Source organism: Paenibacillus glacialis (assembly GCF_001637205.1).
GTDB classification, from domain to species: domain Bacteria; phylum Bacillota; class Bacilli; order Paenibacillales; family Paenibacillaceae; genus Paenibacillus_AQ; species Paenibacillus_AQ glacialis.
Window position 1 is genome coordinate 22,167 of the sequence record NZ_LVJH01000006.1, and the last position, 14,548, is coordinate 36,714.

At 42.2% G+C, this 14,548-nt stretch carries 17 protein-coding genes and 1 pseudogene; 1 reads left to right on the forward strand and 17 read right to left on the reverse strand.

From position 1 onward, the window contains the following. Positions 1–2: 2 nt before the first annotated feature. The 16 genes and pseudogenes from PGLA_RS04660 to PGLA_RS04730 all read right to left on the reverse strand — a co-directional run bounded on the left by PGLA_RS04660 (position 3) and on the right by PGLA_RS04730 (position 12,287). Entirely contained in the window at positions 3–329 is a 327-nt protein-coding gene (locus tag PGLA_RS04660; RefSeq protein WP_068529456.1) for a CHY zinc finger protein, read from the reverse strand. Beyond that, complete coding sequence (locus PGLA_RS04665; RefSeq protein WP_068529461.1) at positions 330–1,133, reverse strand: energy-coupling factor transporter transmembrane component T family protein; 804 nt, start codon at positions 1,131–1,133, stop codon at positions 330–332. Then, positions 1,134–1,982, reverse strand: coding sequence for an ATP-binding cassette domain-containing protein (locus PGLA_RS04670; protein WP_068529464.1), 849 nt, complete (start codon positions 1,980–1,982; stop codon positions 1,134–1,136). Next, a complete protein-coding gene (locus tag PGLA_RS04675) occupies positions 1,967–2,767 on the reverse strand; it encodes an ATP-binding cassette domain-containing protein (protein ID WP_068529467.1) in 801 nt (266 codons plus the stop codon). Before PGLA_RS04675 ends, PGLA_RS04670 begins: the two co-directional genes overlap by 16 nt. Beyond that, positions 2,768–3,589, reverse strand: coding sequence for an SDR family NAD(P)-dependent oxidoreductase (locus tag PGLA_RS04680; protein ID WP_068529470.1), 822 nt, complete (start codon positions 3,587–3,589; stop codon positions 2,768–2,770). Further along, on the reverse strand, positions 3,589–3,930 hold the full coding sequence (locus tag PGLA_RS04685) for a MaoC family dehydratase (protein ID WP_068529473.1): 342 nt from the start codon (positions 3,928–3,930) through the stop codon (positions 3,589–3,591). The genes PGLA_RS04680 and PGLA_RS04685 overlap by 1 nt, the downstream gene beginning before the upstream one ends. Then, complete coding sequence (locus PGLA_RS04690; protein WP_068529476.1) at positions 3,923–4,306, reverse strand: FAS1-like dehydratase domain-containing protein; 384 nt, start codon at positions 4,304–4,306, stop codon at positions 3,923–3,925. The genes PGLA_RS04685 and PGLA_RS04690 overlap by 8 nt, the downstream gene beginning before the upstream one ends. After that, entirely contained in the window at positions 4,303–5,454 is a 1,152-nt protein-coding gene (locus tag PGLA_RS04695) for a thiolase family protein (protein WP_068529479.1), read from the reverse strand. Before PGLA_RS04695 ends, PGLA_RS04690 begins: the two co-directional genes overlap by 4 nt. Beyond that, a complete protein-coding gene (locus PGLA_RS04700) occupies positions 5,451–6,932 on the reverse strand; it encodes an AMP-binding protein (RefSeq protein ID WP_068529482.1) in 1,482 nt (493 codons plus the stop codon). The genes PGLA_RS04695 and PGLA_RS04700 overlap by 4 nt, the downstream gene beginning before the upstream one ends. A gap of 38 nt (positions 6,933–6,970) precedes the next feature. Continuing rightward, entirely contained in the window at positions 6,971–7,519 is a 549-nt protein-coding gene (locus tag PGLA_RS04705; protein WP_068529485.1) for a biotin transporter BioY, read from the reverse strand. Positions 7,520–7,953: 434 nt separating this feature from the next. Then, positions 7,954–8,178 (reverse strand): DUF3955 domain-containing protein, encoded by a 225-nt coding sequence (locus PGLA_RS04710; RefSeq protein WP_068529488.1) that lies wholly within the window; start codon positions 8,176–8,178, stop codon positions 7,954–7,956. Positions 8,179–8,218: 40 nt separating this feature from the next. Then, positions 8,219–8,371, reverse strand: a pseudogene (locus PGLA_RS26530) (helix-turn-helix domain-containing protein); the annotation flags it as partial. 413 nt (positions 8,372–8,784) lie between these two features. After that, on the reverse strand, positions 8,785–9,720 hold the full coding sequence (locus PGLA_RS04715) for a DUF5643 domain-containing protein (protein WP_211269500.1): 936 nt from the start codon (positions 9,718–9,720) through the stop codon (positions 8,785–8,787). Positions 9,721–9,952: 232 nt separating this feature from the next. Further along, complete coding sequence (locus tag PGLA_RS04720) at positions 9,953–10,735, reverse strand: polysaccharide deacetylase family protein (RefSeq protein ID WP_068529495.1); 783 nt, start codon at positions 10,733–10,735, stop codon at positions 9,953–9,955. After that, on the reverse strand, positions 10,732–11,334 hold the full coding sequence (locus tag PGLA_RS04725; protein ID WP_068529499.1) for a YkoP family protein: 603 nt from the start codon (positions 11,332–11,334) through the stop codon (positions 10,732–10,734). Before PGLA_RS04725 ends, PGLA_RS04720 begins: the two co-directional genes overlap by 4 nt. A gap of 278 nt (positions 11,335–11,612) precedes the next feature. Then, a complete protein-coding gene (locus PGLA_RS04730; RefSeq protein ID WP_068529501.1) occupies positions 11,613–12,287 on the reverse strand; it encodes an SDR family NAD(P)-dependent oxidoreductase in 675 nt (224 codons plus the stop codon). 148 nt (positions 12,288–12,435) lie between these two features. Between PGLA_RS04730 and PGLA_RS04735 the strand changes: the two genes are divergently transcribed. Next, on the forward strand, positions 12,436–12,999 hold the full coding sequence (locus PGLA_RS04735) for a TetR family transcriptional regulator (protein WP_068529504.1): 564 nt from the start codon (positions 12,436–12,438) through the stop codon (positions 12,997–12,999). A gap of 175 nt (positions 13,000–13,174) precedes the next feature. Here PGLA_RS04735 and nhaC read toward each other — a convergent pair whose 3' ends face one another. Further along, positions 13,175–14,548, reverse strand: coding sequence for a Na+/H+ antiporter NhaC (gene nhaC, locus PGLA_RS04740; RefSeq protein WP_068529507.1), 1,374 nt, complete (start codon positions 14,546–14,548; stop codon positions 13,175–13,177).

Sequence of the window (14,548 nt, forward strand, 5' to 3'; positions counted from 1 at the left end):
TTTTATTCTTCTATAGCAGACTGTTCAAAATATATCGGATAATGTGCAGTACATCTCTCATTAAAAATTGCCCCGCAATGTAGGCAGCTAGTAGTATGCATATACTGTTGAATCGTTAACTCCGTGTGACAGCTACCGCAAAGAATGGCCAATTCGACAAACTGCTCTTGCGGCCAACGTTCGATGCTGTGATCTGCGTGCTCCTCATGGCATTTGTAGCAAGGATAATAGCGATCGCAGCATTTAAACTTAATCGCGATAATATCTTTTTCTGTATGATAATGAACACATCGTGTTTCGTTGTCCACGACAGCCCCATGAATGTCCACCTAAACTCCCCCAATATTTAATAGTAGCAGGACCAGCGTGTTTATAATGACTATTCCACCTACTTGATAATCGATATGTTGAAATTTCAATTGCTTAAAGGAGGTTCTTCCCTTCCCATTACCATAAGCACGCGCATCAATCGCGTAAGTCAGGTGTTCGGCCCGTTGAATGATCGTGAAGAGTAAAGGAATAAGAATCGGAATATAAGCGAAAATTCGTTTTGATAGCGTTAAAGCTGTAATATCATACCCTCTAGCCTTTTGCGCCAGGAGAATACGATCCACCTCCTGTAAGATGGTCGGGATAAACCGAATCGCAATGACAATCATTAATGAGAACTGCTCCACGGGCACGTTTAATTTGGATAACGGTGCTAGTAATTTTTCTAGACCATGGGCTAACGTTAGCGGTTTTGTGGTTAACGTTAGCATAGAGGCTAGTAAGATGAGTAAAACAATTCGCCAGACGAAACGTATCCCGTTGTGTAGCCCCTCTACTGTTACCTCTATGAATGACCAGGACCATATGACATTTCCTTTCGTGAATACAACATGATATAGAAAGGTGAACATCAATATAAACAAGATAGGCTGTAACCCTCTCCCAAAAACGTAAATCGGGATTTTTGAAAGCAACAAAATGCCTAAAACGATGATGGTTGCGACTGCGTAGCTGATGAACGTGTCTAGCATTAGGAAACTCAACATGATGAAGATTATGCTTACAATCTTTGTCCGTGGGTCCAAACGGTGAAATAACGAATTCGTCTCCCAATACTGTCCCATGAGTACGGTATTAGCCATTTAGCAGCTCCTTGTGTGCCAGATCGACCACACTTTTTCAAATATATCCCGCTCCCTACAGCTTGCAACTTCAATGTTCTGGCCGGATAATTCCTCCACTACCTTTAAGAGCTGCACAGGTTCTGGTAGAGACATTCCGAGTTTCGCAAGCAATTGCGCCTGTTCTAGAAATAAAATGTTGGTATCATAATGTCCCATTAAGTGTCCTTCGTCAAATACCATAACTTCATCCGAATATTCGGCAACATCGTTCATTTGGTGTGATACGAATAGAATAGTCCGATTTTCTTGTTGTTGCCATCTTTTTAGTAACCGCAACAGAGCGACGCGGCTTACGGGGTCGAGACCAGCTGTTGGTTCATCTAAAATAAGTAGTTTCGGATCCATCATCAATACCGAGGCGATAGCTAAGCGGCGTTTATAACCCCCACTTAATTGGAACGGTGCCAATGGAAGAATTTCCTCGGGAAGACCCACCTGGGGCAAAATGAGTTCAATAGCGTGAGCAATCTGCTGAGATGAATAACCCATCATCTTTGGAGCAAAGGCGAGTTCCTTGTAAACGGTCGTTTCAAACAATTGATGCTCCGGATATTGAAAAACGTATCCTATGTCAGGAATGCCCTTTAGTTGACCTTTGCTATCTCTATGAACGGGCTGCTGATCAATCCTATAGTCTCCATCGACGCTCGGAATCAGACCCTTCAGCACTTTGACGAATGTAGACTTGCCAGCGCCCGTTTGACCTATGATGGAAATCCATTTTCCTTCTTGAATCGTGCAACTGACATTGTGCAAAGCCACCCGCTCGGCATAGTTCACGGTCATATTGTTTAGTTGATAGACCATTGTAAGCGAACCATCTCCTTCCAATCTGCGGTTAGTGGCGTTGAATGATGGAACATTTGATATAATCGCACCGCAAAAGGGAGTTCTAATTGATAGTCCGCAACGGTAGCTGTTTCAAAAAAGGTTAGCGGATTCCCATCAAATTCAAGCCGTCCTTCATGTATGAGTAAAATACGCTCTGCAGATAACACTTCCTGCATATGATGAGTGATGTGAATGATGGTCATGCCCTGGCGGTGTAGCTCATTCATAATGGAACGCACTTGCTCCCTCCCCTGTGGATCAAGCATGGAAGTAGCCTCGTCAAAAATAATGATCTCGGGGCGCATAGCCACAATAGCCGCAATTGCTACGCGTTGCTTTTGACCGCCTGATAGCTGGTGTGGCATCGAATCTAAATAATCCTCCATCTGAACAGCTTGTATTGCATAATTAAGCCGATTAAGTATTTCCTCCCTTGGCACACGAATATTTTCCAATCCAAATACCACCTCATCCATAACGGTAGTAGTGATGAATTGGTCCTCAGGATTTTGGAATACAAAGCCTATTTGCTCATGGATCTTATCAAGATCTGTAGGCCTTGACGTGTCTATATTCTTAAATGTCACACGGCCTTCCTTGGGAAGAAGCAATCCATCCATTAACTTAGCAATCGTAGACTTGCCGCATCCATTTGCACCGACAATCGCCACAGACTCACCTGTTTCAATCGTAAAGCTCATATTCTCGATGACAGACTGCCCCTTTTTATAGTAAAAATGAACGTGATCAAATGTGAGCATTTAGTTACTTCCCTTCTGATGCTGCCATGTTGTGAAAAATGCCTCTACGCTATTTTCGGAAAAGGCAGGTGCAGGTTTCTGCCACTTCGTCACCTTTGAACCGTTTACACCAAATATTTCACCTGTTAAATCTACATCCGGCTGTGCCAGTAATGTGACCACGAAGCGAGCGATATCATCTGCTTCACCCACTCTCCAGAATTCTGGAAATGGTTCATTGCGGCTGGCGTACTTTTCCTTCATATGCTCGATTACAGGTCTAGTCATATCTGTTAAGGCAGCTGGTGAAATGGCATTCACTCGAATATGATTGTGCTTGAGTTCGGCTGCAAGCGTCCACACGATACCAAGCATTCCAGCTTTGGCAGCACTGTAATTCACCTGCCCAACAGAACCCATTAATCCAGCTGTAGAAGTCATTAAAAGAATGTCACCGCCATTTTGTTGCATATGAGGCAGTACTCGCTGAATGCAATAAAAGGCGCCATTCAAATGTACATCTAGCACAGATTTCCACGCTTCATCCGTCATATGCAGACAGTGTTGGTCATGCACATTGCCAGCGTTATGTATCAATATGTCAACACATCCATACTTAGCTATGACAGTATCCACCATCGCAGCGACCGCGACCGGATCTGCGACATTGGCACAGTACCCGATCGCCTCACCGCCTGTTCGATGAATCTCCTGAACCACTTCGTCGATTAACGCTTGCTGTGTACCATTTACAATCACTTGATAACCGGATTGACCAAGATGTAGGGCGATGCTGCGTCCAATCCCCCTAGTCGCTCCTGTAATTAAGGCTATCTTTTTCATCAAGACCTCTCTTTCACTGAAAAAGTGCCCGAAGCAATCACTTCGCCAGATTCTATTGCAACCGTCACATCGATATTGCCATCACAGACCTCAAAGTCAAAGATCGCAACCGTATCTACTAATAGTGGTTTTTGAAATTTCATGCTATATGTTGTGATCCATTGTGATGGATGCTCGGTTAAATACAATGATTGTGCTAACCCCATGATATACATGCCATGCGCGACAGGCCGCTTATATCCAACTTTTACTGCGGCTTCGACATTCAGGTGAATGGCAGACGTATCTTTAGAGACAACCGCATATTGCTGAATGGCTTCAGCTGTTATGTGTTTATTCAACTTGATCACCTACTCGGATTAATACGGTTTCTGCTGTGACTATGAGATCACCGTTATATGCACAAACAAGGGTATGGGTATACAAGGTCAGATCTCCCTGACTGCCTGTTTTTTTCTCTACTTTCGTTAGCGCTAATTCACAATCTAAGATCATGCCCGCAATAATCGGTGCATTGTATGAAAAATGCTGCGTGCCATGAATCCAGGGGACGTCCATGTTCAACCAAGGGATATCGAATGCTTTCCAGAAAATAATAGGCATTGTCGCAGGTGCGATTATATCACCATGTATAGCTTGCAAGGGGGCTTCGATACTTTGAGCATAATCCGTAATCCATTCAGCGGTTATATGAAGCTGATGTTGGGCTCTGTTCATTCGATAGCCTCCACTAAGGTAGCGAGACCTATTCCCCCACCAATACCTAGGGTGGCAAGACCTCGTTTATAAGGTTTATGCAGCATTTCAGCACATAAGCGCGTCATTAAGATGGCTCCTGAAGCACCGTAAGGATGGCCAATAGCTAGAGCACCACCTCCACGATTGACCTTTTCCTGTGGAATATGGAGTTCCTTCAGTGAGGCCAATACTTGCGAGGCAAACGCCTCATTGAATTCCACGATATTCAAATCAGCCACCGTCAGAAGCTGACGCCTTAGCACCTTCTGAACAGCTGGAACGGGGCCCATGCCTAAATAATTCGGATCTACACCTGCAGCTTGTGCATCCACCACTCGTAAAATAGGCTTTAGGTTAAGCTCCTGACATTTTTCACGTGACATGATGAGAACAAGAGCTGCCCCATCATTGAGAGGACATGCGTTGCCAGCGGTTACGGTACCCTGTTCCAGAAAAATTGGTGATAGTTGTTGCAGCTTGTCCAAGCTCGTATTGGCTCTTGGACATTCATCGACGGTAATCCATTGGCCATTCACTTGAATAGGAACAATCTCTTGCTGAAATCGGCCTGTTTGCTGAGAATGAATGGCTTTTTGATGGCTTTTTAAGGAATACAGGTCTTGTTCTTCCCTTGAAATCACGTATTGTTTGGCGACATTCTCCGCTGCAATACCCATATCCGGGTCACCGTAGGAGATTGGAGTGAAGTGAGCACGCGTGTATAGATGCGGTACACCCATTAGTGTTTGTGGCTTGGCCATTTTCCATGGTGCACGGCTCGTGCTTTCCACACCACCTGCCAAATAAACCTCACCTGCGCCACTCTGAATGAATCGTGCCGCTATATTGATAGCCTCTAGACCTGAACCGCACTGTCGATCAACCGTGACACCTGGGACTGTGACTGGTAGTCCTGCTTCTAGAGCAGCAACCCGTGCAATATTCCCACCGGGACCAACGACATTGCCAATGATGACATCATCGATTAATTCCTCTGGTAATGTCGTTTCTGCTACCATATGTTGAATAAGCGGTGCTAATAATGCCTCCGGCTCAAGAGTACTTAATATGCCGCCCATCTTGCCTATTGGCGTACGTTTAGCCATGACAATCACAGCCTCTGTCATATCATCACTCTTTTCGTGTAGTCTTTCATAGCCTGACGAGCCATTTTCCCACTACTTGTATAGATGAACTGATCTACAGAGATGATCTGCTTCGGGGCTTTGTAGCTTGCTAAATGCTGGCGACAGTAATTCTTTATTTCCTCCGTAGATAAGCGCTGTTGTCCGTTCCATTTCACGAGTGCCGTTACTTGTTCACCCCAGTAAGTATCTGGCACACCAAGCACCATCACTTCTTCAATTTCGGGAATCTGCTGTAACACAGACTCAACTTCCTCTGGAAACACATTAAGTCCACCTGTTACCATCATATTTTTGGATCGACCAGCCATATATAAGTAGCCATCCTGATCCTTATACATAAGGTCTCCAATGATGAGCCATCCATCTCGAAAAACGGCTGTCGTTTCTTCAGCTAATTGATAATAGCCTTTAAACATCATGTCACTTCGAATGTATAACTGCCCGATGCTACCGGTGGGTACCTCTTGAAAATGTTCATCGCGAATAGAGATCTCTACGCCATGGAAAGGCCTACCTACTGAATTAGGTTTGTTTTCGGCATGAATATCCAAATAGCTGATATAGCTTGCTTCAGAGGATCCGTAAAATTCATATAGCTTTACCCCACCAAATACCTCTTTGCACTTATTCTTCGATGCCTCAGTCCACTTCCCACCTGAGCTAATCACCGCTTGAATTTGTGTCTGATAAGGGATTTCCTCTTGCATCATCGATTCAATCATCGTTGGCACGACGAACAAAATCATATCGGGGATCTGTTTACACAATTTCAGAACCTTTCTAGTATTGAAATCTTTTACGATATGAAAGGTTGCACCACTGTATAGACTCTGCATGATGGCGAATAACGACAAGGAGTGAACGAATGGACCTGGGGCTAGCATATGCTCCATGTTGTTCAGTTGGAAAGCTTCGCTCGTCGCTTTAAAGCTATTCATCCACGACAAATGTGTGCGCATATACCCCTTTGGCGTCCCTGTTGTGCCTGAAGTAAAGCCGATAAACAGTAATTCATTGGTGTCATTCATTTCAGCTTCTGAATTTAAAGTATCTGACCAGTTATCATAGGAACCCGCTTCTTCAGCAGAAAAGGTTAGAAGTTGGATTTCTCTGTCTTGTAAGACTAGATTCTTTGCGAATGCATTCTCTGTAAAAATCATTTTGGGCTGACACTGTTCTAAAATGACGTTTACTTCCTTTGAACTCCATTTTGGATCTATAGGAATAGGCACACAGCCTGCATAGATCGCTCCAAGAAAAACCTCCACAAATTCGATACGATTCGTAGATATAATGGCAACCTTCTCTTGGTTGAGACCACTCAGTTGTAAACCCTGTGCAATTTGTTTCATCCTCTGTACCAATGCCGAATAAGTACGGCTCTCATGTCCATCGGATAAAGCGACTTTGTCGGGTTGCTGCGTTGCATAGTGTAGTAATGGTACTACTAGATTCATTGTTCATCACACCTATTCCCAATTTCATTAACTATGAGTTATGCAACGTTTTCTTCTATCGGACTGATGGCTTTTAATTGTAGAACAATCATGGCTGCGATAATGGCTTTAATACAATCTCCTGGTAAAAAAGTAGTAGCACCCACAAGTCCGGCCCACACCGATGTATGTGTAATGATAGACATGACTGGCGCACCGATTGCACTAACAAGTACAACACCAAATACAAGATTAATGACGATAATTTTCCATGTTCTTAACGTGGACCACACCTTTTCTGTCATATATCCTATACAGAATGCGGCGATTGGCCAGCTTAGAATATATCCAGCAGACGGTCCTACTAATACAGAGAGACCTCCACGTCCACCAGACAATAAAGGTAAACCTAAAGCGACTAATACGATAAATAAAATCAAACTAAGTGCACCTGTCTTCTTTCCTAAAAAGCTTCCTGCTAGCATGACCCCAAGTGTTTGTGCGGTGATTGGTACTGGGATAAAACCTAGCGGAATGGGTGGAATCATGCCTAATACCCCTATGAATGCAGCGAATAATGCAGCATACACCATCTCTTTTGTTCTCATTTTGCTTTCCTCCGTTGTTATGATGACAAATTAACTTCCTACTAGAGTCGACATCTATGTATTAGCTAAATCATAGCTTGATATCCCCTTATTGTAAACCAAAAATAAATATAAGGTTAACAATAGAGTTGGGATGATACAATAACAACTGATTAGAGAGTCTAAGCCAACAAGATCGGTAGATATTATTCCTTGAGGAACATATTGAGTTAGAACTCTCTTATAATGGTTAAATGGTCGAATCCTTCCAAAGTCCAAAAGAACTAAACAAAATTCAATTGTTCCTCAATGAGTTTTTTAAGCAGATAATAAAAGAAGCAGCTCTATTTGAGCTGCTTCTTTTATTATCTTATAAATGGGAGATCATCATCTTGATCGGCGCTATAGCATGAGTCAATGCCGCAAGGAAATCTCACGCTTATCACAACGAAAGACTAACATCCATTAAACAAATTTTTTGGGCTACGAAAGAATGACCCTATGCTGACTGCGAGTCCAAGAATAATACCAATAACTAAGAATAAGTAACCTATGGGTATGAGAAAAAATGGTTCCTTTAGAATTCCATCAGGAGCGACTTCGGATCCGATGATACCATTGGTGACCAAACAACCGATTCCTATAATAAATGACATTAAAGCTAGAAGATATTTTTTCATTACAACCTCCAAAAATATAAATGATTATCTTGTTATTCGTTTATTTAGCATCTTTTGAATGCTCCAGTATATCACCTGGTTGACAATCTAGAACTTCGCATATTTTTTCTAAAGTCGAAAAGCGAACTGCCTTCGCCTTTCCATTTTTAAGTATTGATAGGTTCGCCATAGTTATTCCGACTTTCTCAGAAAGTCCTCCAATATCCTTAATGCTTAAACATGAAACAACACATCATACCGGATTATTCATATAACCAGGGATTTGATGTGTTGTTTAGCGTGTATGTTCTGATCGATTCGATATCCTTTAACCACTCTTTTCTTTAATAGTGTATCTGTCCGTACATTGGCAAATGGACTCTATTATTGGTCACAAACGGTATTCGGAACGTATTTTTGACACTGTGTAATGACAAGAATACAAGAATATTTTGATGATTGTTCCTGCTGGATTTTCGAGGAACACTGATAACATTATAACTTACACTAGCTTCACACGCTGCGGCTTGTACAGGATGTGCCTGGGGAGGGATATAGGTCTGACTTTTCAAATAAAAAAGGAATTCACGCTGACGTCAGCGTGAATTCCCCCTCATCGAGCGGTTGTTATTTAGCAACTGTAATCTTCATTTCCAGCTTCTTGTGATAGGTCTTGACCCAGTTTTTTTTGCTATCTTTCAGAATATTTCCTTTAGCGTCGAATGTGTACGAAAACGGCCTAATGATGATTGTTTTCGGCACTGCGTTAAACGAACCATTAAAGATCAGGTCTTCTTTACTCTTTGATCCGGGCGGTTGCTTTAGGTTGGCGTTCCAAATGGTTGCCCCGAGTACATTTCCTGTTTCATCTGCAATCTCATACAACATCTTGCTGAAACTCTCGTTGGATTTGGCTGCTGTTGGAACTTTTCCTGTACTATGCAGCTTAAGCTCCATCGTTATCGGCGTCAATTGGAAATAATCCAATGTATAGCTAAAACCCCCACTTTTTAGGGTTGTGTCCGGCTGCAATATTACAAGACTTTTAGCCTTTTTCACCGGAACGGTAAAGGTGAATGGCTCCTTGACGTTCTCGGCGTACAACTTCAGCGTCATATCGAATTCATCAGGGAGCTGCGGTTTGTCATTTCTAGAGAAGGAGATCAAAACTGCCCCTTTATCTCCCGATATAGCTTCCAGACCAGGAGTATATAATATCGGCTTCCCATTAGCAAACAAATCCAGTCCATGCTTTAGGTCAATGAGATCAATGATTTTTTTACCGACAGTCCCCCCCTCCTTCCGGACAGCAACCTCAAGGCGATTCCCGTCAAATATAACTTTGGATAAGCTGAGTGTCACGTCGCCGTGGGTAAACGCCTGATTGTACTCATTATCCTCCCCATCCGCATCTATCAGGATGGGATTTGAAACTGGGGAGGTGGTGTCGGCAACAGCAGCCTTTCCGTAAGTCTCGGCGCTAACGTATGAAGGAAGCCCGCTGCCTGCGGCTGCCATTCCCAACGTTACTGCCAATGCGGTTACAGCGAATTTTTTTCTCATATTATTAGGTTTAGTAGAGTTCAATGGCCTCGCTCCTGTTCTATTCTGGGATAACTTCTTGAAACCGGCCGGTTTTCAAAAAGATAATTGCATCTTTCCACATCTATATAACACTTCTCATCATCACTTTTGTGACAGGAATAATCTCACGATCATTTGTCGCTTCAGAATATGCCCTAGGTGTCGGTATCCTTAATCCCTAAACATGAAACAACACATCATACCGGATTATTCATATAACCCGGGATTTGATGTGTTGTGTAGCGTGAATGTTCTGATCGATTGGATATCCTTTAGCCACTCTTTTCTTTAATAGTGTATCTGTCCGCACATAAGAATACTGCTTAGGCTTAAGTTCTTGCAGAACTATTCGTAACCCCTCCAACATTTGCCTTGGTGCATCTTCATCAGCACCTGTCGTATCGCCACTATCATGTAGTAGTACAATAGAGCCGGGTTTGATCTTACGTAACAGTCGGTCTATTAACTTCTGTGAATTCTCTTGACGCTTCCAATCCCAACCCATCACGGACCAAAGCACAATGTAGTATGATTTGCGAAGCAAAAATAAATCGCCCAGATTCAATACTCCCCACGGCGGACGATAACTAGAAGGTCGCTCCCCGATAATCCCCTCAATAATATCAGCCGTGCGATTGATATGCTGACGCTTTATTTTCCACGGAAATATAATTAAGTTACATTTATGAATGTAGTTGTGAATTCCAATTTGATGCCCCTCATCATGTATTCTTCGTATCAAATGCGGATATTGTTCAGCTTTACTACCAAGTACAAAGAACGTCGCCAACACATCATATTGCTTCAGCAAATCCAGTAATTCAGGTGTATAGCGTGGATCAGGGCCGTCATCGAAAGTAAAGGCGACCTCAGCCTGTTGTGCTTGTCTTCCTCTCTTATATACACCTAGACCAAAGACTCGTGACATTATTACGGGAATCATCATGTACACAAAGGAACCGATTAAAAACAGGACAGGTAGCCATTGATTCATGATTGCACTTCTTTCCGAAAACGATGTATCAACGATTGTCTAGACATCATCAACATCATTGGAACCAGCTTGGAAGAGCTCTGCTTCACCCGTTGCCTACCTACGGGATGTAGCACCCGTAGTAGAAATCTCAGGTAGAATGTCATCCATACTCTAATCCACTTGGATTGAATCGGATGTTGTTCAAAACCTAATCCGTGAATGATCCCTCTGTGAAGCAGCGTGATGCCTGTTAAAGCTTTTACATCCCTAAGTTCAGGATTATGTTCCATCGCATAACTGATCTGTTCAAGCGATTTACGCAGCATCCGTGCCGTCATTAATGCTGTACGATCCGCGCCATTCGTGCGCGACAGCTCCAACATCTTCCGATTATCTAAATGCAGTTCTCCCACACAATCTCCTGCATGTATATAGTATCCATTATCACAAGCTATGCTGTTCCCCAGATGCTTTCTAACGACTAGCTTACATATGCCATACTGTGTCACAGATACGCTACGTATCTTAGTGATTTGATCAAATAAACCTTCCCATGCCATCCATGCCGACTGCATCCCTGTTCTTGAAACTGTACTAACAATATTCAAAATAGTCATTCAACACTCTCCCTGTGACAAACCATATTCGCTGTTCTCTCTCTGATTTGTATTGTATAGAACAAGTCTCTCTTTTCTCTTACTCAGACCTTACGAATTTCTTAAGCCCATATTTCAGCAATAGTTTATATGAGTTTTTAGTTGCACTTCAATGAGCTAACGGGAAGGGAAGTCCGGAAGGTTCAGTTGAAGAATATTGCTGATGAAACTCGTTATAGTGGTCAAAAAAAGCGATAAGACAGCCATTTGATGGTCATCTTATCGCTTTCCCATTAATTTTACAGTTTAGTGGGATCAATCCCTTTTGGGAATGTTTCTTCAAAGCAATTTTTTTCAACGTATAGGTTATACCATGCTTCTGCAATGACATCTGGATCTCCTGCTGTACCTGCTTGTATAAAAGTTCCTATAGAAAGATGACCTACAAAGATTCCTTTTTCCTTTAGCTCATTATGCAGGTTTGTTGCATAGTTACGAATGCCCGACATCACGATCCCAGCATTCCCTACAAGAGGCAAAGGGAACATAGAAGATAAGCCCGTTGTAAATAGAAGCGCTCCTGAACCATTGTTTAGCATGTCTTGCAATACCTCATTGACTGAAAGAACGGCAGGAAGCAAATAGCTGTTTACTTGTTCCATTACACTCTCAGGCGTTGTTTCTAAGACGTTTGTGAATGTATTCCATCCCGCATACGGGCTAAATTCAAGTACATCAATGTTGCCAAAATCTTTTTTAGCAGCCCGTAAAGCTTGTTTTAATGCGGTTAAATCCGTAACATCCGCAACATAAGACCGAACTTCAATATTCAGCTTTTTTAATTCGTTCACGATAATTTCCAATTTCTCAGGATTACGTGAAATCGCAGCTACCTTAAATCCTTTCTCTCCAAATTTTTTCGCTAGAGACAATCCTAGTCCAGGTCCCGCACCGATTATTGCAATAGTTCTCATCTAAATTTTTCCCCTTATCTGTGGTATTTTAAAGCAACATATGTTGTCTTAACAAGCATATAGCCTATAATGAAACAGAACAACCAACAATAAAGTAAGAATGTCGCTATAGCAACAATAATAAAAAAAAGTCTGGTGGGGAGAAGATATGGGGACTAAAGTAAGGAATATACGAATGACACCGACAAAGCAGTCTTTGATTAATGCTTTTGTTAGCTTAGTGAATAATAAAGATTTCGACAAAATATCAATAGCGGATATAACAAATGGAGCACAGGTGAATCGTGCTACATTTTATGCGCACTTCAATGACAAGTACGAATTGTTAGATTATATTATTATTGATTCTGCTTCTACTGTGATTGAAAAACGTACAATAGGAGTGGTGAAGTTCGATCAGAACAACATTATTCAACTCGTTTTAGCCGTATGTGACTTTCATCAACAACCGAATATTCAATGCCGCCGTAGCTACTTAAGCCTTGCACCGCTTTTGAAAGAAAAAATGTTAATAGAGTTGAAAAAATATTTGCTGAGAAGTTTGGATAACCTATTAACAGAACCAGAGAAGAATTTTTATGTATCTATTTATGCTAATATCATACACGAGGCTGGATATTTATGGGCGTCAGGGAATACATCGTTTCACAAAGAGGAAATAGCCATGAAAGCCTCGTTATTGGTAGCAGTTGATCATTTTAAAAACATCTAAGACCGATATTCGTATATAGTATGAGCTCGGCTCGGCGTCACGCTTAAACATAAAGGGTTCCACATATTAGTCATGCATAATATGTAGAACCCTTTATGTTATTTGTATTTCTTAATTTTCCGTCTTGATAATTTTCGATCTATTTATTTTCACTGAACTCTTGTATTATCATCACTTATTCTTTACCAAGCGAGTTTCTCTGCAATCTTGGAATCAAGACATAAGCAAACGTGAACAAAGGGCTTAACCACAAGAAAGGTGCATAGGGTGCATATTCTATAACCGGAACACCAAGTGTAACTGCGAAGAATGCACCGCTGACGCCCCATGGAATTAAGGGATTAACGAGTGTTCCACAATCTTCAAGTGTACGGGATAGCGTCTTCGCTGGAATACCTCTGCGGGTATACTCATCCTTGAACATTTGACCGGGCAAAAGGATAGAGAGATACTGTTCGCCAGTCATGCCATTTACCGCAATAGATGATGCACCTGTCATGAGAACAATGCTGCTGTCACGTTTCAGTGGTTGAATAATTTTATGGAAGAAGGCTTCAATTACGCCGCAATGCTGTAACAATCCACCTAATGATAAAGCAATCAAGATCAGAGACACGGACCACATCATAGATTGTAATCCTCCGCGGTTGACGATCAAAGCAACGGTTTCGTTCGCGATCGTACTCTTGTAACCGCTCTGCATCACACTAAACCAGATATCGATTGCCGTCTGATTCTGAATCAGGGCGGTAACTAGTAGACCGCTGACAATACCAACGACTAGGGTTGGTAGTATCGGAATCTTCTTAATAGAGCAAGCAATAACCGCCAGTGGTGATAGCAACGTTAACCAATGAATCTGAAAGCCGTCTTTCAATGCAAGCTTGATTTCTTGTAACGATGTTAAATCCAAAGTATTGTTCTTTGGAGCGAGCAGGAAAAAGACTGTCGTTACGACTAGAGCCGGCAGTGTTGTGTATACCATGTTCCGGATATGTGTAAATAAAGATATGCCAGCCACTGCGGGAGCGAAATTCGTCGTATCGGATAATGGCGACATTTTATCACCAAAACAAGCCCCACAGATAATCGCTCCAGCAGCCATGGTTGGAGAAATACCCGTTGATATAGCAATTCCCATCAAGGCGACACCGACCGTGCTTACTGTGGTAAATGAGCTTCCTGTGAACATTGAGACGACGATCGTGACATATAACGCGCTCACTGCAAAATAATTCGGATCAATATAATCCATTCCATAGTATAAAATTGTCGGTACCGTACCGCTCATCATCCATACGGCGATCAGAATACCAATGAGTGAGAGAATAAGAATCGGCATAATTGCCGTTTGAATGCCTTTAATAATTGCGGATTCGATCTTCGTCCATGATAATCCGAATAAGCGCAATAAGGTGGCGGTGCCAACGGTAGTTGCGAGAAGTGGAATATGCGGTTCCGCTTTAAATAGAAAGATCGATACAAATAAAAGTGTCAGAATAAAAACGATGAGGATGATGCTTTTTGAAAAACTAAGTTGTCGGTCCAT

Coding starts and splice junctions, on each gene's coding strand:
- PGLA_RS04665 (WP_068529461.1), bottom strand. CDS start 1,133: ATGGCTAATACCGTACTCATGGGACAGTATTGGGAGACGAATTCGTTA.
- PGLA_RS04670 (WP_068529464.1), bottom strand. CDS start 1,982: ATGGTCTATCAACTAAACAATATGACCGTGAACTATGCCGAGCGGGTG.
- PGLA_RS04675 (WP_068529467.1), bottom strand. CDS start 2,767: ATGCTCACATTTGATCACGTTCATTTTTACTATAAAAAGGGGCAGTCT.
- PGLA_RS04680 (WP_068529470.1), bottom strand. CDS start 3,589: ATGAAAAAGATAGCCTTAATTACAGGAGCGACTAGGGGGATTGGACGC.
- PGLA_RS04690 (WP_068529476.1), bottom strand. CDS start 4,306: ATGAACAGAGCCCAACATCAGCTTCATATAACCGCTGAATGGATTACG.
- PGLA_RS04695 (WP_068529479.1), bottom strand. CDS start 5,454: ATGACAGAGGCTGTGATTGTCATGGCTAAACGTACGCCAATAGGCAAG.
- PGLA_RS04700 (WP_068529482.1), bottom strand. CDS start 6,932: ATGAATCTAGTAGTACCATTACTACACTATGCAACGCAGCAACCCGAC.
- PGLA_RS04705 (WP_068529485.1), bottom strand. CDS start 7,519: ATGAGAACAAAAGAGATGGTGTATGCTGCATTATTCGCTGCATTCATA.
- PGLA_RS04710 (WP_068529488.1), bottom strand. CDS start 8,178: ATGAAAAAATATCTTCTAGCTTTAATGTCATTTATTATAGGAATCGGT.
- PGLA_RS04715 (WP_211269500.1), bottom strand. CDS start 9,720: ATGAGAAAAAAATTCGCTGTAACCGCATTGGCAGTAACGTTGGGAATG.
- PGLA_RS04720 (WP_068529495.1), bottom strand. CDS start 10,735: ATGAATCAATGGCTACCTGTCCTGTTTTTAATCGGTTCCTTTGTGTAC.
- PGLA_RS04725 (WP_068529499.1), bottom strand. CDS start 11,334: ATGACTATTTTGAATATTGTTAGTACAGTTTCAAGAACAGGGATGCAG.
- PGLA_RS04730 (WP_068529501.1), bottom strand. CDS start 12,287: ATGAGAACTATTGCAATAATCGGTGCGGGACCTGGACTAGGATTGTCT.
- PGLA_RS04735 (WP_068529504.1), top strand. CDS start 12,436: ATGGGGACTAAAGTAAGGAATATACGAATGACACCGACAAAGCAGTCT.
- nhaC (WP_068529507.1), bottom strand. CDS start 14,548: ATGGACCGACAACTTAGTTTTTCAAAAAGCATCATCCTCATCGTTTTT.